The 25,681-nt window shown below is 68.9% G+C and carries 23 protein-coding genes; 7 read left to right on the forward strand and 16 right to left on the reverse strand.

Annotated features, from left to right (window positions below; translation table 11 throughout):
• Positions 1-60: 60 nt before the first annotated feature.
• A complete protein-coding gene (locus tag E1218_RS13455; RefSeq protein ID WP_132319875.1) occupies positions 61-1,287 on the forward strand; it encodes a DUF349 domain-containing protein in 1,227 nt (408 codons plus the stop codon).
• Between the two features lie 884 nt (positions 1,288-2,171).
• Here the strand turns inward: E1218_RS13455 and pepN are convergent.
• The 13 genes from pepN to E1218_RS13530 all read right to left on the reverse strand — a co-directional run bounded on the left by pepN (position 2,172) and on the right by E1218_RS13530 (position 17,153).
• Entirely contained in the window at positions 2,172-4,703 is a 2,532-nt protein-coding gene (gene pepN / locus E1218_RS13465) for an aminopeptidase N (protein WP_132319877.1), read from the reverse strand.
• A 7-nt stretch (positions 4,704-4,710) separates the two neighbouring features.
• Positions 4,711-6,909, reverse strand: coding sequence for a RelA/SpoT family protein (locus E1218_RS13470; RefSeq protein WP_132319921.1), 2,199 nt, complete (start codon positions 6,907-6,909; stop codon positions 4,711-4,713).
• A 307-nt stretch (positions 6,910-7,216) separates the two neighbouring features.
• Complete coding sequence (locus tag E1218_RS13475) at positions 7,217-7,756, reverse strand: adenine phosphoribosyltransferase (RefSeq protein ID WP_132319879.1); 540 nt, start codon at positions 7,754-7,756, stop codon at positions 7,217-7,219.
• The gene (gene secF / locus E1218_RS13480; RefSeq protein ID WP_132319881.1) at positions 7,756-8,940 is read right to left on the reverse strand and encodes a protein translocase subunit SecF; all 1,185 of its coding nucleotides are present in this window, start codon (positions 8,938-8,940) and stop codon (positions 7,756-7,758) included. The genes E1218_RS13475 and secF overlap by 1 nt, the downstream gene beginning before the upstream one ends.
• Positions 8,940-10,697 carry a protein translocase subunit SecD gene (gene secD / locus E1218_RS13485; RefSeq protein WP_132319883.1) on the reverse strand — a complete coding sequence of 586 codons (1,758 nt, stop codon included), beginning with the start codon at positions 10,695-10,697 and terminating at the stop codon, positions 8,940-8,942. The genes secF and secD overlap by 1 nt, the downstream gene beginning before the upstream one ends.
• 85 nt (positions 10,698-10,782) lie before the next feature.
• Positions 10,783-11,274: a preprotein translocase subunit YajC gene (gene yajC / locus E1218_RS13490; protein WP_132319885.1), complete on the reverse strand. Its 492-nt coding sequence runs from the start codon at positions 11,272-11,274 to the stop codon at positions 10,783-10,785.
• 181 nt (positions 11,275-11,455) lie between these two features.
• Positions 11,456-12,502: a Holliday junction branch migration DNA helicase RuvB gene (gene ruvB, locus E1218_RS13495; protein ID WP_132319887.1), complete on the reverse strand. Its 1,047-nt coding sequence runs from the start codon at positions 12,500-12,502 to the stop codon at positions 11,456-11,458.
• A gap of 3 nt (positions 12,503-12,505) precedes the next feature.
• Positions 12,506-13,108 carry a Holliday junction branch migration protein RuvA gene (gene ruvA / locus E1218_RS13500; protein ID WP_132319889.1) on the reverse strand — a complete coding sequence of 201 codons (603 nt, stop codon included), beginning with the start codon at positions 13,106-13,108 and terminating at the stop codon, positions 12,506-12,508.
• Positions 13,109-13,133: 25 nt separating this feature from the next.
• A complete protein-coding gene (gene ruvC / locus E1218_RS13505) occupies positions 13,134-13,730 on the reverse strand; it encodes a crossover junction endodeoxyribonuclease RuvC (protein WP_132319891.1) in 597 nt (198 codons plus the stop codon).
• Positions 13,731-13,775: 45 nt separating this feature from the next.
• Entirely contained in the window at positions 13,776-14,936 is a 1,161-nt protein-coding gene (locus tag E1218_RS13510) for a GNAT family N-acetyltransferase (protein WP_132319893.1), read from the reverse strand.
• Positions 14,937-15,011: 75 nt separating this feature from the next.
• Positions 15,012-15,473 (reverse strand): hotdog fold domain-containing protein, encoded by a 462-nt coding sequence (locus tag E1218_RS13515; RefSeq protein ID WP_132319895.1) that lies wholly within the window; start codon positions 15,471-15,473, stop codon positions 15,012-15,014.
• Positions 15,474-15,817: 344 nt separating this feature from the next.
• Positions 15,818-16,333, reverse strand: coding sequence for a hypothetical protein (locus E1218_RS13525; RefSeq protein WP_132319897.1), 516 nt, complete (start codon positions 16,331-16,333; stop codon positions 15,818-15,820).
• Between the two features lie 49 nt (positions 16,334-16,382).
• Positions 16,383-17,153, reverse strand: a complete 771-nt coding sequence (locus E1218_RS13530) for a methyltransferase domain-containing protein (RefSeq protein WP_132319899.1) — start codon at positions 17,151-17,153, stop codon at positions 16,383-16,385.
• Between the two features lie 137 nt (positions 17,154-17,290).
• Between E1218_RS13530 and E1218_RS13535 the strand changes: the two genes are divergently transcribed.
• From E1218_RS13535 to E1218_RS13560, 6 genes are all read left to right on the forward strand, one after another.
• Positions 17,291-17,872 carry an RNA polymerase sigma factor gene (locus E1218_RS13535; protein WP_132319901.1) on the forward strand — a complete coding sequence of 194 codons (582 nt, stop codon included), beginning with the start codon at positions 17,291-17,293 and terminating at the stop codon, positions 17,870-17,872.
• A complete protein-coding gene (locus E1218_RS13540; RefSeq protein ID WP_132319903.1) occupies positions 17,869-18,099 on the forward strand; it encodes an anti-sigma factor family protein in 231 nt (76 codons plus the stop codon). Before E1218_RS13535 ends, E1218_RS13540 begins: the two co-directional genes overlap by 4 nt.
• The gene (locus tag E1218_RS13545; RefSeq protein ID WP_132319905.1) at positions 18,096-18,890 is read left to right on the forward strand and encodes a methyltransferase domain-containing protein; all 795 of its coding nucleotides are present in this window, start codon (positions 18,096-18,098) and stop codon (positions 18,888-18,890) included. The genes E1218_RS13540 and E1218_RS13545 overlap by 4 nt, the downstream gene beginning before the upstream one ends.
• Before the next feature lie 137 nt (positions 18,891-19,027).
• Positions 19,028-19,561 (forward strand): hypothetical protein, encoded by a 534-nt coding sequence (locus E1218_RS13550; protein ID WP_202865983.1) that lies wholly within the window; start codon positions 19,028-19,030, stop codon positions 19,559-19,561.
• 301 nt (positions 19,562-19,862) lie between these two features.
• Positions 19,863-21,242 (forward strand): LVIVD repeat-containing protein, encoded by a 1,380-nt coding sequence (locus E1218_RS13555; RefSeq protein WP_165949258.1) that lies wholly within the window; start codon positions 19,863-19,865, stop codon positions 21,240-21,242.
• A gap of 81 nt (positions 21,243-21,323) precedes the next feature.
• A complete protein-coding gene (locus E1218_RS13560) occupies positions 21,324-22,703 on the forward strand; it encodes an LVIVD repeat-containing protein (protein WP_132319909.1) in 1,380 nt (459 codons plus the stop codon).
• Positions 22,704-22,753: 50 nt separating this feature from the next.
• Here the strand turns inward: E1218_RS13560 and E1218_RS13565 are convergent, their stop codons facing one another.
• The 3 genes from E1218_RS13565 to E1218_RS13575 form a co-directional block, all read right to left on the reverse strand.
• The gene (locus tag E1218_RS13565) at positions 22,754-23,479 is read right to left on the reverse strand and encodes an ABC transporter ATP-binding protein (protein WP_132319911.1); all 726 of its coding nucleotides are present in this window, start codon (positions 23,477-23,479) and stop codon (positions 22,754-22,756) included.
• Positions 23,476-24,258: an ABC transporter ATP-binding protein gene (locus E1218_RS13570; RefSeq protein ID WP_132319913.1), complete on the reverse strand. Its 783-nt coding sequence runs from the start codon at positions 24,256-24,258 to the stop codon at positions 23,476-23,478. The genes E1218_RS13565 and E1218_RS13570 overlap by 4 nt, the downstream gene beginning before the upstream one ends.
• A 13-nt stretch (positions 24,259-24,271) precedes the next feature.
• Positions 24,272-25,681, reverse strand: a 1,410-nt coding sequence (locus E1218_RS13575; RefSeq protein WP_132319915.1) for a branched-chain amino acid ABC transporter permease, incomplete at its 5' end; no start/stop codon positions are given.

Raw genomic sequence — 25,681 nt, forward strand, 5'->3', positions numbered from 1 at the left:
GGACCGGGGACTGACCAGAATGGGCACGAGCGCAGTGCATACCGCCGGAAGGGGCGAGTTGTGGCCGGAGAGAGCTGGGGCCGGGTAGCCGAGGACGGAACGGTCTTCGTACGGACCAAGGACGGTGAACGGGCGGTCGGCCAGTGGCCGGACGCGAACCCCGAGGAGGCTCTCGCCTTCTACACCCGCCGGTACGACGCACTGGCGTTCGAGGTCGATCTGCTGGAGAAGCGCGTCCAGGCGGGCACGGTGTCCCCCGACGACGCCCGGGCCGCGGTGAAGAAGGTCGCCGGCACGATCGAGGAGGCCCAGGCGGTCGGCGACCTCGACGGCCTGCGCGCCCGGCTCGAGGCGCTCACGCCGCTCGTCGCCCAGCAGCGCGAGAAGCGCAAGGCCGAACGGGCCGCGAAGGTCGAGGAGGCGCGCGCCGCCAAGACCAAGATCGCCACCGAGGCCGAGACGATCGCCGCCGGCACCGACTGGCGCCACGGCGTCACCCGGCTGCGCGAGCTCCTGGACGAGTGGAAGGCGCTGCCGCGGCTCGACAAGTCCAGCGACGACGAACTGTGGCACCGCTTCTCCTCCGCGCGGACGACGTACACCCGGCACCGCAAACAGCACTTCGCCGAGCTGTCCTCGAAGCGCGAGGAAGCCGCCGTGGTGAAGGAACGGCTTGCCGCCGAGGCGGAGACGCTCGCCTCCTCCACCGACTGGGGCCCGACGTCCGGGCGCTTCCGCGACCTGATGCGGCAATGGAAGGCCGCCGGCCCGGCGCCGCGCGAGGTCGACGACAAATTGTGGGCCCGCTTCCGCGCCGCCCAGGACCAGTTCTTCGGCGCCCGCGACGCCATCCAGGCCGAGGAGAACGCCGAACAGGTCGCGAACCTCCAGGCCAAGGAGGCCCTGCTGGTCGAGATCGAGGCCATCCTCCCGGTCGAGGACGCCAAGACCGCCCGCGAGCAACTGCGCGACCTGCTCGACCGCTGGGACCAGGTCGGCAAGGTCCCGCGCGACTCGATGCGCGCCATCGACTCCCGCCTGCGCGCCGTCGAGCAGGCCGTCAAGGCCGCCGAGGACGAGGTCTGGAACCGCAGCAACCCCGAGGCCCGTGCCCGCGCCGAAGCGACCGTCAAGCAGCTCCAGTCCCTGATCGCCGACCTCGAGAAGCAGGCCGCCAAGGCCGACTCCCAGGGCAACACCCGCAAGGCCAACGAGGCCCGCGAAGCCATCGCCGCCCGCCGCGAATGGCTCACCCAGGCCCAGAACGCCCTCGCCGAATTCAGCTGACCTTGACCTGACCCACGCGGTGCTCCGCGCGGGCCGGCCTGTCACCCCGACACCGTGGTGGCGTCTTGGCGCGAGCCTGTGGACAACGGTCGGCACGGATTGTGGGATTGCGTCATCCTGCTGGGATGTTTCAGTACGACCCGCCCTACTACTTCGCCGGTCTCCCCTTCACGGCCCGGCAAGTCCCCCGCAAGCTCGCGTGGCTGCTGGGCCGTGGTGAGATCCGTCAAGTTCTGCAGGGCGTGTACGTCGACGTCCGCGTCGCTGACTCCCCCGAACTGCGGGCTGACGCGTTGCGGCTCGTCGTACCGCCGGATGCCGTGGTCTGCGGGCGGGCAGCGGCTTGGCTGCACGGGATCGACACGACCGCGCTGAGTCCGGAGCCCGCCATCCGTCCGCAGTGGACGTTTCAGCCGCGGCCGACGGTCGACGTACGCGGGTTGAAAGTCACCACTCCGGCCGCGACGGCGATCGAGCTCGCCAAAGTCCTCCATCGCCCCTTCGCGCTCTCCGCCGTGGACGCGCTGCTGCACTCCCGCACTGTCACTGTCGAAGAGCTCAAGGAGGCATCAGCCGCCTACTTCGCCGCGGACAGCACCTCCCAACCAGCAGAGGTCCTTGCGTACGCCGACGCCCGTGCCGCCTCGCCTGGGGAGTCGTGGCTTCGGCTTCGGTTGGTTGATGCTGGGTTCGGGGTGCCTGAGCTGCAGATCCGGGTTGCGGGGCGCGCAGCTCGTACCGGCTGGATGTGGGCTACCCGGGGCGGCCGGTTGACGGGCGGAGGCTCGGGCTCGAGTACGACAGCGACCTTTGGCACTCGGGGCGCGGAGCCGAGCGGCGTGACGAGAGCCGGCGTACCGAGCTCGAAGGACTTGGCTGGCACATCATCCCGGTTCGGCGGACAGACCTGTGGGGGTCGTACCCGGCCCTGGAATTGGCTGTTGGTGCGTTTCTCTGCCAGCATCCTCGGCTGCCTCGACGCTGGTGAGTGCGCGTGCGCGCAGCATCCGGCTCATCCGGTCGGCGCGGTCGAGGAGGTTCGTGCGGACGACGGGAACGGACTCCAGCGCCAGGCGTTCCGCCCGTTCGACGAACGTCCGGTCGGCGCCGAAGAACGGGAAAAGGCTTCTCGTGAAGGTTGTCGCCGGCATTACTCCGCCGCGGTGGAAGGTCGGCACGAGATCGAGATAGGCCTCCGCGTAGGGTTCCAGCAGTCCCTCCTGCCCGGCGCTCCAGAAGACCGACGCGACCGAGTGCACCGAAGCGATCGGCACAGCTCGCTCCCGCACCAACGTGTCCCAGACGGCCTCCTTCTCCGCGGGATCCGGAGTCGCCGCGCGGACTCGGAGCCTGCTGACCCACGCTTCGGGATCCGGGTCCCGGTCAAGGAGGAGCCGAGCCTCCTCGCCGGTCGGGCCGCCGAGCTGAGCCTTGCGGACCAAAGCCCGCCAGTGAAGATCGACGTCCTCTCCCGACTCAGCCTGCAGCCAAGCGACCTGCTCGAGGTCCGCCGCAGTACGTGCGAAGCCACGCAGCGCCGCCTTCCAGTACGCCGGATCGCCCGCGAGACGACGGCAGGTCGCCGCCACTGCCCGCAAGAGCAGGTCCCGCTCGGAGTCAGGGCTCCACAGGTCAGCGGCCTCGACAGCCAGGTTCAGGTACGGCTCGATCACCGACGCGGAGGTCTCGACGGCGAGTACGCCGGTCAGGCACCGCACGACCTCCGCCGCTGTCGCCTCGCCGTTGATGAGCATGTCCCACGCCGTGGCCACCGCGACGCCTCTGGAGATCGGAGTGGGCAGGCCGGCCGCGTTGCCGACGAACCCGTCCCTCGTCACGGCATCAGGCCTCGTCGAGGCGAAGGTCAGGTCCTCGTCGTTGACCAGGTACAGGTCGGCGGGAGGCAGCTCCAGCATGGTTCGTCCACCGGTCAGTTCGACGTACTCCACAGCCACACGCTCGAGGCGGTCGTCGTGGCTCCGATACGCGCCCACGGCAAGGATCTGGGGTCTCGCCGGTCCGTTCGGGCCCTTCGCCACCAGGACGGGGCCGGTGGCGTCGCGTTCGAGGGTGATCCGATCGGTGCCCGCCGTTTCCAGCCAGCCTTCCCGCCACGCGTCCAGGTCGCGTCCGCTCGCTCCGGCAAGGGCATCGATCAGGTCCTGCAAGGTCGTGTTGCCCCAGGCATGCTTGGCGAAGTAGTCGGTCAACCCGGTTGAGAATTCTGCTTCGCCGATGTACGTCATCAGCTGCTGCAGCACCGACGCGCCCTTGGGATAGGTGATCGCGTCGAACGTCGCCTCGGCCTCGGCGACGTCCCGCACCGCCTGGCGAATCGGATGCGTGGTCGGGCCCTGGTCGACGAAGTACGCCTTGAGCTTCTCGCCGGCCAGGTGCGCCGCCCAGGCGTCGGTGTACGACGTCGCCCGGACCGCGGCCCAGTTGCTGGCGAACTCGGCGAACGCCTCGTTCAGCCAGAGGTCGTCCCACCACCGCATGGTGACGATGTTCCCGAACCACATGTGCGCGAGCTCGTGCAGGAGGTAGCGGGCGAAGATGTCCCACTCGGCCCTGGTCGGCGTACTTCTGCGCAGGAACCAGTCCATCCAGGTGACGCAGCCGAAGTTCTCCATCGCGCCGGGGAACTCCGGCGTGAAGACCTGGTCGTACTTGCGCTGCGGGAACGCCATCCCGAACCGGTCGGAGAAGAACTCCAGCCCCTGGGTCGTCAACGTGAACAGCTCGTCCGCGTCGCGGTCGAGGACCGGCGCCAGTGACTGGCGGGCGAACAGCCCGAGATCATGCCCCGCCCCCTCCCGGCGGATCTCGTAGTACGGCCCGGCGTTGATCACCGTGTTGTACGACGCCAGCGGTGGGGTCGGCGGGAAGGTCCATCTCCGCGCGGAGCCGGCCTCCTCGATCCGAGGATCACCGCTGTTGCTCAACACCAGCCAGTCGGGGGGAGCCGTCACCGTGAACGCGTACGGCGCCTTGAGGTCCGGCTGATCGAAACAGGCCCAGACGAACCGGGCGTAGTCCGGAGTGAAGTCCGTGTAGGCGTACACCCGGTCGTCAGCCGGATCCACCGCCCTGTGCACGCCCTGCCGGTCGGCGTCCGTCACCTGTGTGGAAACCACGATGAGTTCGTTGCGCTCGGCCAGACCGGCCAGTGCGATCCGGCCGTCCACGGCCGCCGGGAGCCGCGCTCCGTTGAGTGTCGCGCTCTGCACGTCCGCCGCACAGTCGACGAAGCTGTCCGCCCCGGGCTGCCGGCAGGCGAAGCTGATCCGCGACACACAACGAACCCGCGAGCCACTGGCCAGTCCGGTCAGATCCACGTCGATCTCGTAGCGGTCGACCGCTAGCAGCCTCGACCGCTCCTCAGCCTCGTGCTGCGTGAGGCTCTGAACGCCCACCTGCCCTCTACTGGGTGACGCGGTAGACGTCGAAGACGCCCTCGACCGAGCGCACCGCCTTGAGGACGTGGCCCAGGTGGGTGGGGTCGCCCATCTCGAAGGTGAAGCGGGACTTGGCGATGCGGTCCCGGGTCGTGGTGAGCGCTGCCGAGAGGATGTTGACGTGGTAGTCGGAGAGAACTCGGGTGATGTCCGAGAGCAGGCGGGCCCGGTCCAGTGCCTCGACCTGAATCGCCACCAGGAAGACCGACTGCGCCGTCGGGGCCCACTCGACCTCGACGATCCGCTCGGGCTGGGTCTGCAGGTTCTCGACGTTCGCACAGTCGGCCCTGTGCACGGACACACCCGCACCCCTGGTGATCCAGCCGATGATCTCGTCGCCGGGCACCGGCGTACAGCACCGGGCGAGCTTCGACAGCACGTCCGTCGCGCCCTTGACGATGACACCGGCGTCGCCGCGCGCGGCCCGCTTGCGCCGCTCCTTCGACGCCGGCAGGCGCAGGCCCTCGGCCAGGTCCTCGGCCGCGCCCTCCTCACCGCCGTACGTCTCGATCAGGCGCCGGACGACGGCCTGGGCGCTCACATGGCTCTCGCCGACCGCGGCGTACAGACCGGTCACGTCCGGGTAGCGCAGTGAGTTCGCGACCGCGGTGAGAGTCTCGTGCGACAGCAGACGCTGCAGCGGCAGGCCCTCCTTGCGGAGCTGCTTGGCGATCGCGTCCTTGCCGTGCTCGATCGCCTCGTCGCGGCGCTCCTTGGAGAACCAGTGCTTGATCTTGTTCCGCGCGCGGGGGCTCTTGACGAACGACAGCCAGTCGCGCGACGGACCCGCGCCCTGCGCCTTCGAGGTGAACACCTCGACGACGTCACCGTTCTCGAGGGTGCTCTCCAGCGGCACGAGCCGGCCGTTCACCCGGGCACCAATGCAGCGGTGCCCGACCTCGGTGTGGATCGCGTAGGCGAAGTCGACCGGCGACGACCCGGCCGGCAGCGACATCACGTCGCCGCGCGGGGTGAAGACGTAGACCTCGGAGTTGTTGATCTCGAACCGCAGCGAGTCCAGGAACTCCGACGGATCGGAGGTCTCCCGCTGCCAGTCGACCAGCTGCCGGACCCACGGCATCTCGTTCGGGCCGCCGATCTCGGTGCTGGGCGGACCGGCCGCCTCGGGCGCCGCCGAGCTCGGGTCCTCCTTGTACTTCCAGTGCGCGGCGATGCCGTACTCCGCCCGGCGGTGCATCGCGAACGACCGGATCTGCAGCTCCACCGGCTTGCCCTGCGGACCGATCACAGTGGTGTGCAGCGACTGGTACATGTTGAACTTCGGCATCGCGATGTAGTCCTTGAACCGGCCGGGCACCGGGTTCCAGCGCGCGTGCAGGATGCCGAGCGCCGCGTAACAGTCCCGGACCGACTCGACCAGCACGCGGATGCCGACCAGGTCGTAGATGTCGCCGAACTCGCGGCCGCGGACGATCATCTTCTGGTAGATCGAGTAGTAGTGCTTCGGCCGGCCGGTGACGGTGGCCTTGACCTTGGCGGCGCGCAGGTCCTCGTGCACCTGGTCGATCACGGACGCGAGGTACTCGTCCCGCGACGGCGCCCGCTCGGCGACCAGCCGGACGATCTCGTCGTACACCTTCGGGTGCAGGGTCGAGAACGACAGGTCCTCGAGCTCCCACTTGATCGTGTTCATACCGAGCCGGTGGGCCAGCGGGGCGTAGATCTCCAGCGTCTCGCGGGCGATCCGCTCCTGCTTCTCCTGCCGCAGGAATCCGAGCGTGCGCATGTTGTGCAGCCGATCGGCCAGCTTGATCACCAGCACCCGGATGTCCTTGGCCATCGCGACGACCATCTTGCGGATCGTCTCGGCCTGCGCGGACTCGCCGTACTTGACCTTGTCCAGCTTGGTGACGCCGTCGACCAGCATGGCGATCTCTTCGCCGAAGTCGCGGGTCAGGTCCTCGACCGTGTACGGCGTGTCCTCGACGGTGTCGTGGAGCAGCGCGGCGCACAGGGTCGGTGCGGTCATGCCGAGCTCGGCCAGGATCGTGGCGACGGCGAGCGGGTGGGTGATGTAGGCGTCACCGCTCTTGCGCAACTGGCCGGTGTGGTACTTCTCCGCCGTCCGGTAGGCGCGCTCGATCAGGCCGAGGTCGGCCTTCGGGTGGGTGGCCCGGACGACCCTGAACAGCGGCTCGAGCATAGGCGCCCGGTTCGGGTGCCGGGTGCCGCCCAGGCGGGCGAGCCGGGCGCGGACCCGGGCCGGCGCGATCCGGGGCGGTTGGACGGCAGCCGGCGGTGACGGAGCCGGACGCGCCGGGGCGCGCGGGGGCTCCTGCGGTACCACGTTCGGCACCGCTGACGTCATCGCCGGGTCTTCGCCCACGTCTGTGTCCCTCCGCCGACAGAGCACCAGTCTAGGGGGAAGCAACCAACGAGGTTGAAACGCCCTGTGGACAACACGCCGAGTCAGGCTCCGATCGCGGCGAGTTATCCCGATGCAGCCAGGCTCAGACCGTGACGAGGGCGCTGACGTTCTCGCCGGCGAGGCGGTCCCGGCCGGGCAGGAAGGACAGCTCCAGGAGGACCGCGGTCGCGGTGACCTCGGCCTCGCAGCGGCGGATGAGGCGGAGGCAGGCCTCCACGGTGCCGCCGGTGGCGAGGACGTCGTCGATCACGAGCACCCTGTCCCCCGGCGCGAACGCGTCCTGGTGCACCTCGATGGTCGCCTCGCCGTACTCCAGCGCGTACGACTCCGCGTACGTCGCCGCCGGCAGCTTCCCCTGCTTCCGGACCGGCACGAACCCCGCGCCGAGGGCGAGCGCGACCGGGGCGGCCAGGATGAACCCGCGCGCCTCGATCCCGACCACCTTGTCGACCGCCGGGGTGCCGTCGTCGTCCTTGCCGGACGCGGCCAGCGCCTCGACCACCTGGGCGAACCCGCTGTGGTCGGCCAGCAGCGGGGTGATGTCCTTGAACACCACCCCCGGCTGCGGGTAGTCCGGGACGTCGCGGATCCCGTCCTTCAGCACCTGCTCGAGCGAGCGCATCACTTACCGCGCTTTGATCGCGGCTTGCGCGACGGCTGCGGCCGTCCCGCTCCGCTCGCCTTCATCGGGCGGGCCGCCGGCGTCGGCGCCGTACCCGTGGGCCGGTCCTGCTTGCGCGGCGCTGCCTTCGTGGCGGTACCGCCGCCCGCGCCGGCTCCGACAGCGACCGGCGTGGCACCGGCCGGAGCCGAGGACGCCGCGGTCTGGGCCCGCTTCGCGGTGACCCGCCGGTTCAGCGCCTGCATGCCCGGCTCGCGCTCCTTGAACACCGCCAGCAGCGCCGGCGCGATGAACACCGAGGAGTAGGCCCCGATCGCGATCCCGACGAACAGCGCCAGCGACAGGTCCTTCAGCGGCCCTGTGCCCAGCACGAACGTGCCGACGGCAAGGATCGATCCGACCGGCAGCAACGCGATCAGCGTGGTGTTGATCGACCGTACGACGGTCTGGTTGACGGCGAGGTTGGTCGCGTCGGAGTAGGTGAACCGGTTGGACCCGGTGATCCCCCGGGTGTTCTCCCGCACCTTGTCGAACACCACGACCGTGTCGTACAGCGAGTACCCCAGGATGGTCAGGACGCCGATCACCGTGGCGGGGGTGACGTCGAAACCGACCAGTGCGTACACGCCGACCGTGATGGTCACGTCATGGACCAGCGCGATGATGGCGGCCATCGAGGCCTTGGGTTCGCGGAAGTACGCCCAGATGACCAGGAACACCAGGCCGAGGAACACCACCAGCGCGAGGATCGCCTTGTTCGCGATCTGCTGGCCCCAGGACGCGCCGATCTGCTGCGACGTCACCTGGTCGACCGGCACGCCGGCCTCCTGGGCGATCGCCGCCCGGACCTTGGTGATGTCGTCCTGGCTCAGCGGCTTCGTCTGCACCCGCACCTTGTCGGCGCCGACGGTGGTGACGATCGGGTCGCCGAGGTCCTGGGCGTTGGTCGCCTTCACCGCGTCGCCGAAGTCCTGCACGGTGCTGTCGGTGACCTTGACGTTCGTCTGGTACTCGACGCCGCCCTTGAACTCGATGCCAAGCGAGAGTCCACGGGTGAACAACCCGATCAGGGAGACCGCGATCAGCACCAGGGACACAACGAACCAGAACTTGCGCTTGCCGATGAAGTCGTACGAAACCTCGCCGCTGTGCAGCTTCGCACCCAGCTGCCCGAGCTTCGACATCAGACCTGCCCTCCCACCGGCTTCGTCGCGGACGGCTTGGCCGGCCGCGCGGACGGCTTCATCTGCCCCGGTAGCCGTTCCACCCCGAGATGCTCCGGATCCAGGCCGGACAGCTTGTGGCCGTGACCGAAGAAGTCGGTCCGTGCGAGCAGCGTGACGAGCGGCTTGGTGAAGATGAACACCACGACCAGGTCGATCAACGTGGTCAGGCCGAGGGTGAACGCGAAGCCCCGGACGCTGCCGATCGCCAGGATGTACAGCACGATCGCGGCCAGCAGCGAGATCGAGTCGGCCGCGATGATCGTGTGCTTGGCCCGGGCCCACCCGGTCTCCACCGACGACCGCAGGCTGCGCCCCTCGCGGACCTCGTCGCGGAGTCGTTCGAAGTAGACGACGAACGAGTCCGCGGTGATACCGATGGCCACGATCAGACCGGCGATACCGGCGAGCGTCAGGGTGAACCCGATCGCCTTGCCGAGCAGCACGACCGAGGCGTACGTCAGGACGGCGGCCGCCGCCAGCGAGAAAACGACGACCAGGCCCAGACCGCGGTAGTACAGGAACGAGAACAGCACGACCAGCGCGAGGCCGGCGATACCGGCCCAGATGCCCGCGGACAGCTGGTCGCCACCGAGCTGCGGCGACACCGTCTCGACCGACGAGATGTCGAACGACACCGGCAGGGCACCGTACTTCAGCACGTTCGCCAGGTCGCGCGCCTCGGACTCGGTGAAGGTACCGGTGATCTGCGCCTGGCCGCCCGGGATCGGGCTCTCGACGCTCGGCGTGGAGATGGTCTCGCCGTCCAGCACGATCGCGAACAGGTTCTGGCCCTGGCCGCGGGCGGAGATGTTCTGCGTGGCCTTGAGGAACTTGTCGCCGCCCTCGCCGGTGAACTTCAGGTTCACCTGCCACTGGAAGCCGCCCTGCGGGATCCCGGCGCTGGCGTCGGCCAGGTCGGTGCCCTTCATGATCGCCGGACCGAGCAGGTACCGGTACTGGCCGTTGCGGTCGCAGGAGAACAGCGGCTTGTTCGGGTCGTCGGTCTGCTTGTCGCCGCACTTGAACGCCGCGAACGCGGTCTGCGTGGCCGCGTCCGGGACGTACTGCAGCGGGTCGGTCGAAGCGGCCGGCGTCGACGGGGTCGCGGCCGGGGTGCTCGGCTTGACGGTCGGCGTGGGCGTGGGCGTGGGGGGCGGCGTCGGGTCGGCGTTGCCGAGGACGCTGCTCCAGGCCCGCCCGTTCGGCGTGGCCGTCGGGGTCGTGCTGGGCTTGACCGTCGTGCTGGGCTTGACGGTGGTGCTCGGCTTCGGCGTCGTACTCGGCTTGCCGGTCGGCGTCCCGCTCGGCGTCGGGGACGGGGTCGCCGGCGGCGCCGCGGCCTGGGCGTCGTAGACGATCCGGAAGTACAGCAGGGCGGTCTGGCCGACCTGCTTCACCAAGGCGTCCTGGGTGGCACCCGGCACGGCCACGTTGATGTGGTTCGAACCGGAGGTGGTGATGTCGGCCTCCGCGACACCCGCACCGTTGACCCGCTGGGAGATGATGTTCTTCGCCTCGTTCAGCTGGTCGGCGGTCACCGAACCGCCACCGGCCAACGAGTTGGCGGTCAGCGTGATGGTGGTGCCACCGCGCAGGTCCAGACCGAGCTTGGGCTCCCAGGTCTTGGTCAGCCCCATGATCCCGAACAGCAGGACCACGATGACCCCCAAGACGATCAGTAGCCGCCCGGGGCGGGATGTCGTCGTCGTTGCCACGTCAGATTCAACCTTTGTGCTTCTGGGCGCGCCGCATCGTCTGATGGACGCCGGTCGGCGCGCCGCAGGCCGTTAGGACGGTACGTCAGTTCTCGGTGTGCGTCGGCGGCAGCTTGGTGCTGTCCTGCGCCTTGCCGTCCGCCTTCTCCGCGGCCTTGTCGCGACCCGCGTCCGGTACGTCGACCGGGTCCTTGGCGGGCTCGTCGACCTCGACCGGTTCCTCGGCGGCGTCGGTCGTGTCCTCGGCCTTGTCGTCGGCGGCCGGGGTCTCGGCGGCGTCCTCGTCCGGGAGCACCCGGCCGATCGCGGCCTTGACCACCTGCACCAGGACGCCCTCGGAGATCTCCAGCGTTACGTAGTCGTCGTCGGTCTCCTCGACGATCCCGACCAAGCCGCTGGTGGTGATCACCTTCGTGCCGGGAGTGAGGGAGGCGACCGTCTCGGCCTGCCGCTGGCGCTGCTTGCGCTGGGTGCGGCTCATGAACCAGATCATCCCGACGATCAGGATCAGCGGCAGCAGCAGCGTGAAGCCGGAGCCGCCCCCGGAAGAGGCCATCGGTACGGCGATCAGTTGCATCGGGACTCAGAATCCTTCGTCGTCGGGAGTACGGGGCATCCGGCACGCTCTGCAGAGGCGTGCAGGTCACAGCGGAACGACCTGAGGTCAGGCCACCGGGGAGTCTAACCCTGGGTGGCAACAATCACCTCATGACACCGGGTCACGTTTGAGTTACTCGAGCGACCACCCGGTGCCGTATTCACTCTGTGTCGAAGAGCGTGTCCGCGAACGTGGCGCCCTTCGGGACCTTCAGCCCGATGTGCCGCCAGGCCGCGGGCGTGGCGACGCGACCGCGCGGCGTACGAGCCAGATAGCCCGACCGGACCAGAAACGGTTCGGCCACTTCCTCCACGGTCTCACGTTCCTCGCCGACCGCAACCGCCAAGGTGGAAAGTCCGACCGGACCGCCGCCGAAACGGCGGCACAGCGCGTCCAGGACGGAACGGTCCAGCCGGTCCAGGCCCATCTTGTCCACCTCGTACAGCTCCAGCGCCGCCTTCGACAGCGCGAGCGTGATGATCCCGTCGGCCCGCACCTCGGCGTAGTCGCGGACCCGGCGCAGCAGCCGGTTCGCGATCCGCGGCGTGCCGCGGGACCGGGAGGCGATCTCGGCCGCGCCCTCGGGGGTGATGTCGACCTCGAGCAGCGCGGCCGACCGGTTGACGATCTTCTCCAGCTCGGCGGCCTCGTAGAACTCCAGGTGCCCGGTGAACCCGAACCGGTCCCGCAGCGGCCCCGGCAGCAGGCCCGCCCGGGTGGTCGCGCCGACCAGCGTGAACGGCGGGATCTCCAGCGGGATCGCGGTGGCGCCCGGTCCCTTGCCGACGATCACGTCGACCCGGAAGTCCTCCATCGCCATGTACAGCAGTTCCTCGGCGGGCCGGGACATCCGGTGGATCTCGTCGAGGAACAGCACCTCCCCCTCGCTCAGCCCGGACAGGATCGCGGCCAGGTCGCCGGCGTGCTGGATCGCCGGACCGCTGGTGATCCGCAGCGGCGCCGCCAGCTCGCTGGCGATGATCATCGCCAGCGTGGTCTTGCCCAGGCCGGGCGGACCGGACAGCAGCACGTGGTCCGGAGCCCGGTTGCGCCCGCGCGCCGCGTGCAGGACCAGTTCGAGCTGCTCGCTGACCCGGCGCTGTCCGCCGAACTCGGCCAGGGTGCGCGGGCGGAGCGCGGACTCGATCTTGCGTTCCTCGAGATCCACGGCGTCCGCGGACACCAGCGGCCTGACGTTGTCCTCCATCGGTTACGCCTTCGAGAGCACGCGCAGCGCGGCGCGGAGCAGGTCGGGGACGGACGGGTCCGGACTGTCGGCGGCGAGCGGCGAGACCGCGGTGACCGCGTCCTCCGCGTCCCGGGCGGACCAGCCGAGCCCGACCAGACCGGCGTGCACCTGGTCCCGCCAGGCCTCCTGCGACTGCAGCGGCCGGCCGGTCACCGTCTTCGAGGGCGCGCCGATCTTGTCCTTCAGCTCCAGCACGATCCGCTGCGCACCCTTCTTCCCGATCCCCGGCACCTTCACCAGTACGGCGAGATCCTCGGTGGCGACCGCCTGCCGCAACTGGTCCGGGCTGAGCACCGCGAGCGCGGCCTGCGCCAGCTTCGGCCCGACGCCGGAAGCGGTCTGCAGCAGCTCGAACAGGCTCTTCGCGTCGTCGTCCGCGAAGCCGTACAGCGTCAGCGAGTCCTCGCGCACCACCATCGACGTCGCGACCCGGGCCTCCTGCCCCGGCCGCAACCCCGCCAGCGTGCCGGGGTCGCAGTACACCAGGAGGCCCACTCCCCCGACCTCGATCACGGCACTGTCCACACCGATGGCCGCCACCGGCCCGCGCACGAACGCGATCATCGCCAACCTCCCGGCACGCGCTTCCTCATCTCTTGCTCTCCTGGGCGGCCACCGCCGCACGGAGCCGCGCCACCTGCAGGCGGGACTGGGCCTGCGCCAACGCCTCGAGGTTCGACCGGGTGCCGGCCGCCTCCTGCAGGCGGGACGTCGTCCCACCGCGCCAGACCTGGCAGATCGCCAGCGCCAGCGCGTCCGCCGCGTCGGCGGGCGTCGGCCGCTCGGCCAGCCTGAGGATCCGGGTCACCATCGCGGTGACCTGCTCCTTGCCCGCCCGGCCGGAGCCGGTGACCGCGGCCTTCACTTCGCTCGGGGTGTGCAGCGCGACCGGCAGGCCACGCCGGGCCGCGACCACCATCGCGACCCCGGACGCCTGCGCCGTACCCATCACCGTCCGCACGTTGTGCTGCGCGAACACCCGCTCGACCGCGACCGCGTCCGGCCGGTGCTCGGTGATCCACTCCTCCAGCCCGGCCTCGATCCGGACCAGCCGCTTGGCCACGTCCAGGTCGGCCGGCGTCCGGATCACGCCGACGGCGACCAGCGCCGGCGGCCTACCGGGTGTGCCCTCGACGATGCCGAGGCCGCACCGGGTCAGCCCCGGGTCGACGCCGAGCACCCGCATGGACCACCTCCGAACGTTTGTTCGACAACCCTATCGGCACCGCGATCAGAAGTAGTCGAGCATGTACGGCGTGGCGCCCGCGAAGACCGTGTCCAGGTCCGCCGCGGCTCCGCCCGAGGCGAGGCCGGACGCACGGAGCGTGGCCAGCGGCGTACCGGCATAGAGCGCCGCGAGGCCACGGGGGCCGAGCCGCAGCACGTCACCGGAGGCCTGGGTCCGGGTGAGCCGGCCGGAACCGCCGGCCACTGACAGGTGCCAGTCTCCGCTGTTGGCTGGTATCTCCGGGTCGTCGATCCGCAGGTCGGCCTCCACGGTTGCGTCCGGCGCGAAGCCGCGGGCGGCGATCGCCGCAGGAGCCTCGAGCAGTCGCACCATCCAGCGCTGGTGCTGCACGTCCTTGTAGGCCTCGTGCTCGACCAGGAGATGCACCGGGTCGTCCGGCGAGATGTAGGCCTGCACAGTGCTCGCGATGGACGAGCCTGAGCCGACAGTCGCCCACAGTGCGCGAGCGGTCGCCTCGGAGCCGGCCACGAGCTCGTCCACACACAGGTCGGAGCCGGACCAGTTGTAGACGACGAAACCGTCGTCGGCGAGATACGCGAAGTTGTCCTCGTCCGCGAGCCACCCGGTGACCTGCTTGACCGGCCAGATCAGCGGACCGTTGGTACGGCGCCGTTCGTGCAGCTGGCCGACGAGTTCCAGGAACCGCTCCGCGTCCGCCGGCCCGGCACGCCGTACGGCGACCTCCTTGCCACCCAGCGCCCGCAGGTCGGCCGCCGGGAACGAGAACCGGTATCGGCCGCCACCGAACTCGTAGCCGAGGTGCCGGTAGATCACCGTGGTCGCCGGATACAGCCCGGACAGCGGGAAACCCTTGTCCACAGCCCGTTGCAGCAGCCCGCGCATCAGCGTGCTGCCCACCCCACGGCCGCGGTACTCCGGCGACACGACGACACCCGCGACCCCGGCCATCGGCACCCGGCGACCGGACCACCACTGCTCGAAGTCCCAGAAGCGGGCGGCCGCGACCACCTCGTCCCCGGCGGCGACCCCGACGTACCGCCCGTCGCCTATGAACACCCGGGCGTCCTCGAGCCACTGCTCCCGATCGCCGGCCGCCAACCCGCCGAAGGAGCGCGCCCGCACCCGGATCACCGCGTCCAGCTGATCCTCGGTGACATCCACGAACCGCAACGCGTCACTCACGCCGCAGACCCTACGTCGTCGCCGATCACCCGGGCGACACCGATACCCCCGGTGGACGCCGCCAGGCGGCCCGAGCTACTTCCGGTCGGTCACCCACAGGTGGATCGTGCCTTCGACCACCACCGTGCCGTCGTCCCGCGTGGCCTTGACGCGGACCGGCACGTCGGGGCCGGCCGTCCAGGACTCGGGGTCGGTCTCGGCGGAGCAGGTCAGGTCGGTGGTCGACCTGGCCAGGTAGGCGACCTCCATGCCCTTCGGCAGCCAGCGCTTGCCGGCGGGAACGGTCGCCTCGGCCAACGCTCCCATGGCCGCTTCCAGACCGTTGCAGACGGCAATCGCATGCACCGTCCCGATGTGGTTCTGCACGGCCCGCCGCTTCGGCAGCACCAGCGCCGCGTAGTTCGGGCTCACCTGCACGAACCGCGGCCGGATCGACCGGAAGTACGGCGCCTTCCAGGTGAACCCGCGGGAGAACACCCGCTCCCCGCCCGGGACCGCTCGCAACTTCTCCCACATCCCCAACACCTGGCTTACCATACCCGAATATTACCCACGAGTCACTTATCGCGTCGAGATGCCTGATCAGCACCGCCCGGCGCGAGCAGGGCACGAGCCGCTCGCAGCGACGCCACCCGGTCGGCCATGTCGTACCCGGTCTCGAAGAATGTCACCAGGTCGTACCGTCCGACCAGCGCTGGACTGCCGGCGTCGCGGTTCTCGAAGCTCGCCCGGTCGGCCGCCGCAGCTTCGGGCAGCAGTCAGTGCGCTGTAGAGGCCGAGACCGTCACCGACGTACACATGGAGCAGCTCAACGGCACCGATCGTGGCCTGGAAGAGTTGCTCGACGGCAGTGTCCCGGCGGTCGGTGTCGATGGTCGTGGTCAGGTTCCCTCGCCGCCCTGTCCGCGGTGTGCGGCCAGCAGCGGCTTGAGCGCCACCGCGGCGCCGATGACGAAGATCGCCGTGGCGAGGTAGATCAGACCGAGATGCCCGATGGTGTCGAGGCCCCACGGGTAGTGCGCAGGCAGCGCTACCGCCAGGCCGAGGACAGGTGCCGCCACCGCTGTCACGTAGGCCCAGAGCAGACCACGCCGTACGCCGAACCACGCAAGCGCCGCAGTCGCCAGTCCCGTGGCGGCGATGAAGCCTGCGACGGCGATGTGAAGGTGGGACACATAATGGTAGAGGTCGTTGCTGAAGGCACGGATCTCGTCCCGTCGGACGTCGACCTGCTCGGGTCCGATGCCGAGCTCGAGAAAGGCACCGGTGAAGTTGCGGACGAAGAAGATCACCGCGTACCCGATGAAAGCGAGCGCGGCGAGTGCCATCAGAGCCGAGCCGGCACGCAGTGCGGCGGGTTCCGCGCTGGTCGATGGGCGGTGCGTTGTGGTTGACATGGTTGTCCCTTCCGAACTGGACGGGCTGACGAGCGACTCGGGTCGCGACTCAGCCGCTGGTCTTCACCGCTAGCACGGAGATGCTCTTGACGCCGTAGGTGGCGCTGGCGTCGCGGGCTCGCCGCGAGATGAACTCGTAGGGGTTGCGCCACATGGCTGTGACGGTGAGGCCGGCGGATTCGACCGCCGACACGAACTCGTCCTGCTGGGCGGCGCCGCCGATGCACGCGGCCCACAGGTCGGCGTCGCGGACGATGGAGTCCTTCAGCGGCCGTTCGGTGACGATGTCGGCGATCGCCAGCCGCCCGCCCGGCCGCAGTACCCGGGCCGCCTCGGCGAACACCCGGGCCTTGTCCGCGGACAGGTTGATCACCCCGTTCGAGATGCCACAGTCGAACGTCCCCGCGTCGGCCGGAATGCTCTCGATCCGCCCCTCCCGGAACTCGACCCGGCCCAGCCCGGCCTCGGCGGCGAGGCCGCGCGCACGGTCGAGTTGCTGCGGGGTGAAGTCCACCCCGACGACCCGTCCATGCGGACCGACCAACTGGGCGGCGTAGCAGGCGTCCATGCCCGAGCCGCTCCCCAGATCGATCACCCGCTCACCGTCGGCAAGCTGCGCCAGGCCGAACACGTACCCGACCCCGGCGAACGAGTCCACGGCACCCCTCGGCACCCGGTCCAGCAGGTCGCCGTCGTACCCGAGCCGCTCGGCGAGCGACCGCCCCATCTCGAAGTGGTACGTGCCGTACGGCTGCTCGGCCACCAGGCGGTACGTCTCCTTGACCTTGGTCTCGAGTGCGACCAGATCCACCGCTGTCATCCCCGCTCCTTCCCCCTTGTGAATGTTTGGACGGGGCGAGACGCTCGCCGTATTGCAGGTACGGCGAGATGCAATAAAGCAGCTCGCACCGGCGTCTCCAAGATGTGGACCTGCTAGACGTCAGGCCGGGGAAGACCGTGGAAGACTCCCGAACCGATCAGCGAGAGAGCTTCCGCGACCTCGCGAGTTCGCAGCTCCCCCGGCTCTACTCGATCGCCCGCCGGCTGGTCGGGGACGACGCCGAGGACGCCGTACAGGACTGCCTGCTGAAAGGCTTCCAGCGCTACGACCAGCTCAAGTCGGCCGAATCCGGGCCGGCCTGGCTGACCACCATCCTGGTGAACAGCTGCCACGACGTCGGCCGCGCCTGTGCCCGCCGGCCCCAGGCCATCGACTTCGACGACGTCGAGAGGTTCTCGCTGTACCGCAAGATCGCCTACGAGGACCCCTTCCCGTACTCCGACTCACTCCATCTCGACTTCCTCGGCGAGTTCGGGCCGGAGGACGTCCACGCCGTACTCATGCGGCTGCCACCGCTCTACCGGATCCCACTGGTGCTCGTGCACATGGAGGGCTTCCTGGCCAAGGAGCTCGCCCGGCGCCTCGACGTGCCGCTCGGAACGGTGCTGGCACGACTGCACCGGGGGCGGAAGCTGTTCGAGAAGGAGCTCTGGGAGTACGCCGAGGAGACCGGGTTGCTGAAGGAAGGCACGTCATGATCAGCTGCCACGATGCCGTCAGGCAGCTCTGGGAGTACCTCGACGGCACCGTCGACCAGGCGGATCGTGCCCTCGTCGAGGAGCACCTGTCCCGGTGCCGGCGATGCTGCGGCGAGATGGAGTTCGCGCAGGAGTTGCGTCGCCTGCTCGCCGGGCCGGTGCCTGCTGACATCCCGGCCGAGGTACAGCGGCGGCTCAACCAGACGCTCGAGGAGATGGATCGATGAGCCGCGACCTGATGTACGCCGCCGAGGTGAAAGCGCTCGTGCGCGGCGCCTACCGCAACGTCCCGCCGACAACCGCTGCCGTCGCTCACAAGCTCTACACGCCGGAGGAACTGTCCGGCGTACCTCAGTCCGCGGTCGACCGAGCACTGGGCGTGGCGAACCACCTTCGCTTCGCCGGCATCCGGCCCGGCGACACGATCCTCGACATCGGCTGCGGCGCCGGCATCGACACAATCCTCGCCGCCCAGCGCACCGGCCCGACCGGACGCGTCATCGCACTCGACTTCCTGCCCGAGATGCTCAGACGTACGACGGCCGCCGTCCGCGAGGCCGGGCTCGAAAACGTGGAACCGCTCGAGGGCGAGATGGAGAGCATCCCACTGCCCGACGACAGCGTGGACCTCGTCATCTCGAACGGCGTGATCAACCTGTCCGCCCGCAAAGGTCGCGTGATGGCCGAGTGTTCCCGGGTACTGCGCCCAGGCGGACGACTGTGCGTCTCGGACCTGACCGTGGAACAGGACGACCTGCCTGCCGAGATCCTGACCCAGCCGGCCGCCTGGGCCGGATGCATCGCCGGCGCGCTGGCCGAGAACGACTTCGTCCACAAACTCTCACAGGCTGGCTTCACCGACATCGAAGTACTGCACCGAGATCCCCTCGGCATCGACGACTGCGCCCTGTACCCCCTCTTCTCCCCAGAAGTCGTCCACCTGATGCGGCACCTCATCGCACCCGATCGACACGACCGCGTTGCGGTGGCCATCGTGGTCGGCGCCCGGTTGCCATGACCGTCATGACCGTGACGCCCGACGACCTCCGGCAGAGCGCGTCCGCCTGTCGCGACGCACTCGGTCCCACTGTCGACCTGGACTGGACGGTCCAGGCGGGCGAACTGTCATGGGACATCCGCGGAACCGTCACACACGTGATCGATGCCGTCGGTTGGTATGCGGCCCACCTAGCCGTTCGAAGCCCGCGTCGCCTCCACTTCGATTTCGCCGCACACCGCGACGCCTCCAATCTGGAGCTACTCGACGTACTCGAGGCAGCAGCGGCAACACTCGCACAGGTGGCCGTTGCCGCTCCACCCGATGCTCGCGCCTTTCACAACTCAGGCAGAGCCGACACGTGCGGTTTCCTGGCGATGGGCTGCGACGAGATCCTCGTCCACGGCTGGGACGCGATCCGCGGCCTCGGCGGTGAGTTCACACCATCAGCGGACATCGCCGAACGCGTGCTCCGCCGGCTGTTTCCCTGGGTCTCAGTCCGCACGTCACCATGGCAGGCCCTCCTCTGGGCCAACGGCCGCATCGATCTGCCGGACCAAGCACAGCGCAGCGGACCGGACTGGGCCTGGCACTGCGCACCCCTCGACGAATGGGACGGCACCGTGCCACATCAGAAAGCGCACCGGCACCGCGCTCCTGCATCACACCATGACGCCGGGCCACGATCGTAACCGCGAGATCGCGACTCACGCGGCGCACCGATTTCCGAGCCGCCGACATCGTCCGGGGAGGGCACGAATTGTTGGTAGAGGTCGTGGCTCGGCGCATCCACGAGGCCTTGCAGTCACCTTTCTCGGAGGGTGGCCGCCCGCCGCCGACCGCCGAATCCTTACTGGGTCGGCTCATCGGGTCGACCTCTGCAGGGGCGGGTCGTCGGCAGTTCCGGGGGCCGATTCTCTCTTCGCGGTCGTGTCCGCCCCCACTGGCAGTGGCCACAGCACCACTCCACATTTCTCGAGAGGAGTTTCGGAGATGAGACGGCGACCACGCCTGCTGACGATCGGAATGACGGTGGCAGGCCTGATGCTCGTTCCGGTCACGGCGAGCGCACACGATCCGGAGGAGCACGGCACCCATCCGCCCACCGGCGGTGCTCCGGATCTGCACAGCGACAACATGACGTTGCGGAAGAACCTGCCCAAGGTCGGCACCGCGACCCAGTCCGACTTGGCGTTCGAGGGCCGGTATGCCTACGCGGGCACCTTCACGGGCTTCCGGATCATCGACGTCTCGGCCCCGGCGAACGCTCAGCAGGTCGCGTTCTTCCCGTGTAACGGCGGCCAGGGAGACGTGTCGATCTACAACGGCCTGCTGTTCTCCTCGGTCGACACACCACAGACCAAGCCCACCTGTGACAGTGCCAACACCACAGCCTCGAACCCGGCCGCCTGGGAAGGTGTCCGGATCTTCGACGTCAGGGATCCGGCCAACGTCAAGCACCTCGCATCGGTTCGGACAGACTGTGGCTCGCACACGCACACGCTCGCGCCGGCCGGCAAGGGCAGCTTGTTCGTCTACGTGTCGTCGTACGGCCTGACACCGGGATCGATCGGGCCGCACTGCCAGCAGGACCACGGCAAGATCTCCGTCATCCATGTCGCGCTGAAGAATCCGGAGAAGGCGAAGGTGGTTGCGACGCCACCGACAACCGACGTGCCGACCTTCGACGCGTCGCGGCTCGAGCTCGACGACCTGCTGCCGCCGGGTTCGCTCCTGGACACCCGGGGCTGTCACGACATCACCGTGCTCAAGCCGCTGGAGCTGGCGGCAGCAGCGTGCCTCAGCGTCGGACAGATCTGGGACATCAGCGACCGTACGGCGCCGAAGGTGCTGCACACCCTGACCACCGAGGAGGTCCGGGCCTGGCACTCCGCGACCTTCACCTGGGACGGTGAACGTGCCGTGTTCGGGGACGAGGCAGGCGGCGGCGCGCTCCCCCGATGCCGCGCGCAGGACCCGCCGACGACCGGTGCGGTGTGGATCTACGACGTCGCCTCCGGAGCGGAGCTCGGACACTACAAGCTGCCACGCGCCGAGACCGGTACCTGCACGATGCACAACTTCAACCTGGTGCCCGGGGTGAGCCGGGACATCCTGGTCTCGGCCGCCTACACGGCCGGCACGACGGTCGCCGACCTGACCGACCCGGCCGACCCGGTCGAGATCGGCTTCTATCGGGCCGGCGACCCGATCGCCGCGAACACCTGGTCGAGCTATTGGCACAACGGTTTCATCTACGCCAACGACATCACCCGCGGATTCGACGTCTTCTCCCTCAACCATCCCGCGGTAGCCGGCGCAGCGACCCTGAGCCGGGACAACCCGCAGACCCAGGAGATTCTCTTCCGCTGAAGGCCATCGGCCGGCCTCGAACCATCGGGGCCGGCCGTTCGGTCCGTGCCTGACACCCTTTCCACGAACAGGAGTCAAGTCATGTCACGGCACCTTCGCCTCATCGTCGGCGCGATCCTCTGCGCCTGCGTGTTGATTGTCCCGGCGACAGCGGTCGCCGACCATGTGACCAACCCGGCCACACCGAACATGCATGCCAAGGGGCACAGTCCGCATCCGGCGACATTCCTGGGGGAGCCGGACGGCGTGCGTCACGTCAGCTCCGACATCGCCTTCCGTGGTCGGCTGGCGTTCCACGGCAACTACGACGGCTTCCGGGTGATCGACATCGCCGACCCGGATGACCCGCAGGAGATCCTGCACCAGCGGTGCAACGGCGACCAGGGAGACATCTACGTCCGAGGCGACGTCCTCGTCCGGTCGTGGAACTCCAAGAAGCCCGGCCCACGGCTCTGCGACGGCCAGACCGTACCGGCCGGATGGGAAGGCGTCCACGTCTTCGACATCAGCGACGTCGAGGACCCCGCACTCGTCGCCTCCGTCTCACTTCCCTGTGGCTCGCACACCCTCACCGGGGCCGGAGTCTCGCACGGACGACTGATTGTCTACAGCAACAACTCGAGCAGCGCCGGCTGTGTCGACGGCACCCGGGCTATGGACGACCCGGTCGGTGACTTCATGGACGTCATCGCCGTACCGGTCGACAATCCGGCCGCGGCGGCGCTGATCCACCGCGAACCACTGGCGGGACCGGCGACGGACGTGCGCACCGGCTGCCACGATGCCGGAGCGATCCTCGGCTCGGTCAACAAGGTGGTCTGTGCCAGCGCCGACACGATCAACGTCTTCGACATCGGCGCGAACGGCAATCCGGGCGGCAGCCCCGAGGATCCGGTGCTTCTGTTCACCATCACCGAACCAGGTGTCGGCCAGGCCGGGACGAACGGCCGCTGGCACTCCAGCGTCTTCACCTGGGACGGGAAGGTCATCGCCGCGGGATGGGAACCCGGCGGCGGCGCCGAGCCGGAATGCCAGACCAGCGACCCCGCGGTCGACAAGAGCATGTTCTTCTACGACAGCACCTTCGGCAGGAAACTCGGTCAGTGGACCCTGCCGCGAGGCCAGGACGGCATCGGCGAGAACTGCACGATCCACAACTACAACATCGTGCCGCTGCGCAGCGGCCGCTACGTCGCGGTCGGCGGGCACTACCAGGCCGGGACCTGGGTCACAGACTTCACCGACCCGGCCAACGCGGTCACCGTCGGCTGGTCCGACCCGCCGGCCATCTCCCCATCCGACCTGGGCGGCGCCTGGTCGTCGTACTGGTACAACAACTTCATCTACGAGTCGAGCATCACCGAGGGGCTGAACATCTTCCGGCTCAGTGATCGAACGACCGCGGGTGCGTTGCGTCTGCGCCACCTCAACCCGCAGACGCAGGAGTTCTCGCTCCCGTAGCAGCGAATTCGACCGGCCGGGCCTGCTTGCGCACCCTCGGGCCCGGCCGGTCACAGTTCGCCGAGGTAGGCCTGGCGCATGCGGGGGTTGGCCAGGAGGTGCTCGGCGGAGTCGGCCAGGACGATTCTGCCGGTCTGCAGGACGTAGCCGCGGTCGGCGATCGAGAGGGCCATGGTGGCGTTCTGTTCGACAACGAAGATGGTCGTGCCCTGCTGGTTGATCTCGCGGATGATCTCGAAGTTCTGCTCGACCAGGACCGGGGCCAGGCCCATCGAGGGCTCGTCCATCAGCAGGACCTTGGGCCGTGCCATCAGTGCCCGTGCCATGGCGACCATCTGTTGCTCGCCACCGGAGAGCGTCCCGGCACGCTGGCCGAGTCGCTGCCGCACTCGCGGGAAGAGGGTGAAGACCCGCTCGTAGTCCTGCTCGACCTCATCCGTGTCTCGCCTGAGGTAGCAGCCGAGCTCGAGGTTCTCGCGTACCGTCATGCGTTTGAACAACCGGCGGTTCTCCGGAACCATCGACAGCCCCAGTCCGACCAGCCGCTGCGTCGGCAGTCCAGTGATCGCCCGGCCCTCCAGCAGCACCTGTCCCCTGGTGGGAACGACATAGCCGAGAATCGTCTTCAGCAGTGTGGTTTTGCCGCTGGCGTTGCCGCCCAGCAGGCAGACCACCTCGCCGCGGCGGATCTCCACGTCGACGTCCCGCAGGACCTGAATGGCACCGTAGTGGGTGCTGACGCTGTGCAGGCTGAGCAGCGGGTCGGCATCGGTCATGTCGCGCTCGCCTTCCGGCCGAGATAGGCCTCGATCACCCGGTCGTTGCTCGCCACTTCGTCGTACCCTCCTGCTGCGATCAGTTGTCCGTAGTCGAGTACGAGGACCCGCTCCGACACCCCTTTCACCAGCCGCATGTCGTGTTCGATGAGGGCGATCGTGATGCCGAGTTCGTCTCGTATCCGCCGGATCAGCCCGATCAGCTCCGTCGTCTCCCGTGGGTTCATGCCCGCGGTCGGCTCGTCGAGCAGCAGCAGCCTCGGCTCCGACGCGAGTGCGCGGGCGATCTCCAGCCGCCGCCGGTTCGCGTACGACAGCGAGCGCGCCGGCGTGTCGAACCGCCAGCCGACCAGCCGGCTCCCGAAGAACGCGAGCGCTTGCTCGGCGCGCTGCCGGGTCTCGGCCTCCTCCCGCCGGAACGACGGCGGCCGCAGCACCGCCTTGAGCATGCCGGACCGGGTCCGGCAATGCCGGGCCACCATCACGTTCTCCAACACACTCATCTCCGGGAACAACCGGACATTCTGGAAGGTCCGGGCCACCCCGAGCTCGAGAATCTGGCTGGGACGCAGTCCGACGACGTTCTGCCCGGTGAAGACGATCGAGCCGTGGTCCGGCTGGATCATGCCGGTGACGAGGTTGAACAGGGTGGTCTTTCCGGCGCCGTTCGGACCGATGACACAGAGGATCTCACCGTCCTCGACATCGAGGTCGAGCCCGTCGACGGCCCGGACACCGCCGAAGTCCTTGCTGAGTTCGCGAATCTCGAACAGTGCCATGCCGCTTCCCCGTTCAGTCCGGCTCGGCGCGAAGCCAGGCGTCCTGAGCGACTTCGTCCTCGTGCAGTTCCTCGGCCCGCTGCTTGCTCGGGACGAAGCCCTCGGGCCGCCGCAGCATCATGTAGACGAGCAGCGCTCCGTAGATCAGGAAGCGGTACTCCTCGAACTCGCGCAGCAGCTCCGGCAGCCCGACGAGAACGAGCGTGCCGAGGACCACGCCGGGGACGCTGCCCATGCCACCCACGATGATCACCACCAGGACCGTGATCGACACGATCACGTTGAAGCTGTGCGGGAACACCGATCCGATCTTCGTCGCGAACAGCGCGCCGCCGAAGCCGGCCAGCACGGCGCCGACGATGAACGCCGACAGCTTCGCGGCAACGATGTCGACACCCATCGCCTCCGCGACCGCCTCGTCCTCACGCATCGCCATCCACGCCCGGCCGATCCGGGAGTCCTGCAGCGCGTACGTCGCGTACGCTGCGAGCAACACGAACACGAAGATCGCGTAGAAGAACGCCTGCGGCGTATCGACTTCGACCGGCCCGAGAGCAAGGTCGCCCACCTGGATGATGCCCTGCGCCCCACCGAAGGTGGGCTTGAGCCAGTCGGACAAGAACAGCAGCCGGGCAATCTCGCCGAAACCCAGCGTCACGATGGCGAGATAGTCACCGCGCATCCGCAGAACCGGCGTACCGACCAGGAGGCCGGCCGCGGCGGCCGCGAGAACCACGAAGGGTACGGCGAGCCAGAACACCCATCCGACGCCGACGCTCGATTGCGGGGAGGTCAGCAGAGCTGTCGTGTAGGCGCCTACCGCGAAGAACGCGACATAGCCGAGATCGAGCAACCCGGCGAAACCGACCACGATGTTCAACCCGAGTGCCATCAGCAAGAAGATGCCGGCGATGTTGAGCACCTCGCTCAGGAACGGCCCGATCACCTGTGGGAGCAGGCCGACCACGAACAGAACACCGACCAGTACGGCGACTCTGACCATTCTGCGTGACCTGTCGGGCAGTCGCTCGATCCGCTTCCTGACCGGACCGGGTCGCCGCCGCGACGCCAGCAGCTGACAGCAGATTCCGACGACGGCCACCGCGGCGATCCCAGGGAAACTGAGAGCACCGCTGACGCCGTACAGAAGGTCGCTGAGCGGTCTGGTCCAGATCCGCAGCTCCTCCTGGATGCCGCGCAGCACCTGCGTGACGACCGGCTGCATCAACGCGAACGCGACCACCCAGCCGACAGCGGCCAGCACAGTACGACGCCACCGGTCCGCCAGCACGTTGATCGCGCCGGCCAGGCCGCCCAGGCCGGCGTACAGCCCGATCACCAACCCGACACCTGCCCCGAGCCCCAGCCCGAAGGTCAGGATCCGGGGATCGTCGCGGACGAGCTCGGGGGTGACGTTCAGGAA

Source organism: Kribbella turkmenica (assembly GCF_004348725.1).
GTDB classification, from domain to species: domain Bacteria; phylum Actinomycetota; class Actinomycetes; order Propionibacteriales; family Kribbellaceae; genus Kribbella; species Kribbella turkmenica.

Coding starts and splice junctions, on each gene's coding strand:
- E1218_RS13470 (WP_132319921.1), bottom strand. CDS start 6,909: ATGCTCGAGCCGCTGTTCAGGGTCGTCCGGGCCACCCACCCGAAGGCC.
- E1218_RS13475 (WP_132319879.1), bottom strand. CDS start 7,756: ATGCGCTCGCTCGAGCAGGTGCTGAAGGACGGGATCCGCGACGTCCCG.
- secF (WP_132319881.1), bottom strand. CDS start 8,940: ATGTCGAAGCTCGGGCAGCTGGGTGCGAAGCTGCACAGCGGCGAGGTT.
- yajC (WP_132319885.1), bottom strand. CDS start 11,274: ATGCAACTGATCGCCGTACCGATGGCCTCTTCCGGGGGCGGCTCCGGC.
- ruvB (WP_132319887.1), bottom strand. CDS start 12,502: ATGGAGGACAACGTCAGGCCGCTGGTGTCCGCGGACGCCGTGGATCTC.
- ruvA (WP_132319889.1), bottom strand. CDS start 13,108: ATGATCGCGTTCGTGCGCGGGCCGGTGGCGGCCATCGGTGTGGACAGT.
- ruvC (WP_132319891.1), bottom strand. CDS start 13,730: ATGCGGGTGCTCGGCGTCGACCCGGGGCTGACCCGGTGCGGCCTCGGC.
- E1218_RS13515 (WP_132319895.1), bottom strand. CDS start 15,473: ATGGTAAGCCAGGTGTTGGGGATGTGGGAGAAGTTGCGAGCGGTCCCG.
- E1218_RS13525 (WP_132319897.1), bottom strand. CDS start 16,333: ATGTCAACCACAACGCACCGCCCATCGACCAGCGCGGAACCCGCCGCA.
- E1218_RS13530 (WP_132319899.1), bottom strand. CDS start 17,153: ATGACAGCGGTGGATCTGGTCGCACTCGAGACCAAGGTCAAGGAGACG.
- E1218_RS13540 (WP_132319903.1), top strand. CDS start 17,869: ATGATCAGCTGCCACGATGCCGTCAGGCAGCTCTGGGAGTACCTCGAC.
- E1218_RS13545 (WP_132319905.1), top strand. CDS start 18,096: ATGAGCCGCGACCTGATGTACGCCGCCGAGGTGAAAGCGCTCGTGCGC.
- E1218_RS13555 (WP_165949258.1), top strand. CDS start 19,863: ATGAGACGGCGACCACGCCTGCTGACGATCGGAATGACGGTGGCAGGC.
- E1218_RS13560 (WP_132319909.1), top strand. CDS start 21,324: ATGTCACGGCACCTTCGCCTCATCGTCGGCGCGATCCTCTGCGCCTGC.
- E1218_RS13565 (WP_132319911.1), bottom strand. CDS start 23,479: ATGACCGATGCCGACCCGCTGCTCAGCCTGCACAGCGTCAGCACCCAC.
- E1218_RS13570 (WP_132319913.1), bottom strand. CDS start 24,258: ATGGCACTGTTCGAGATTCGCGAACTCAGCAAGGACTTCGGCGGTGTC.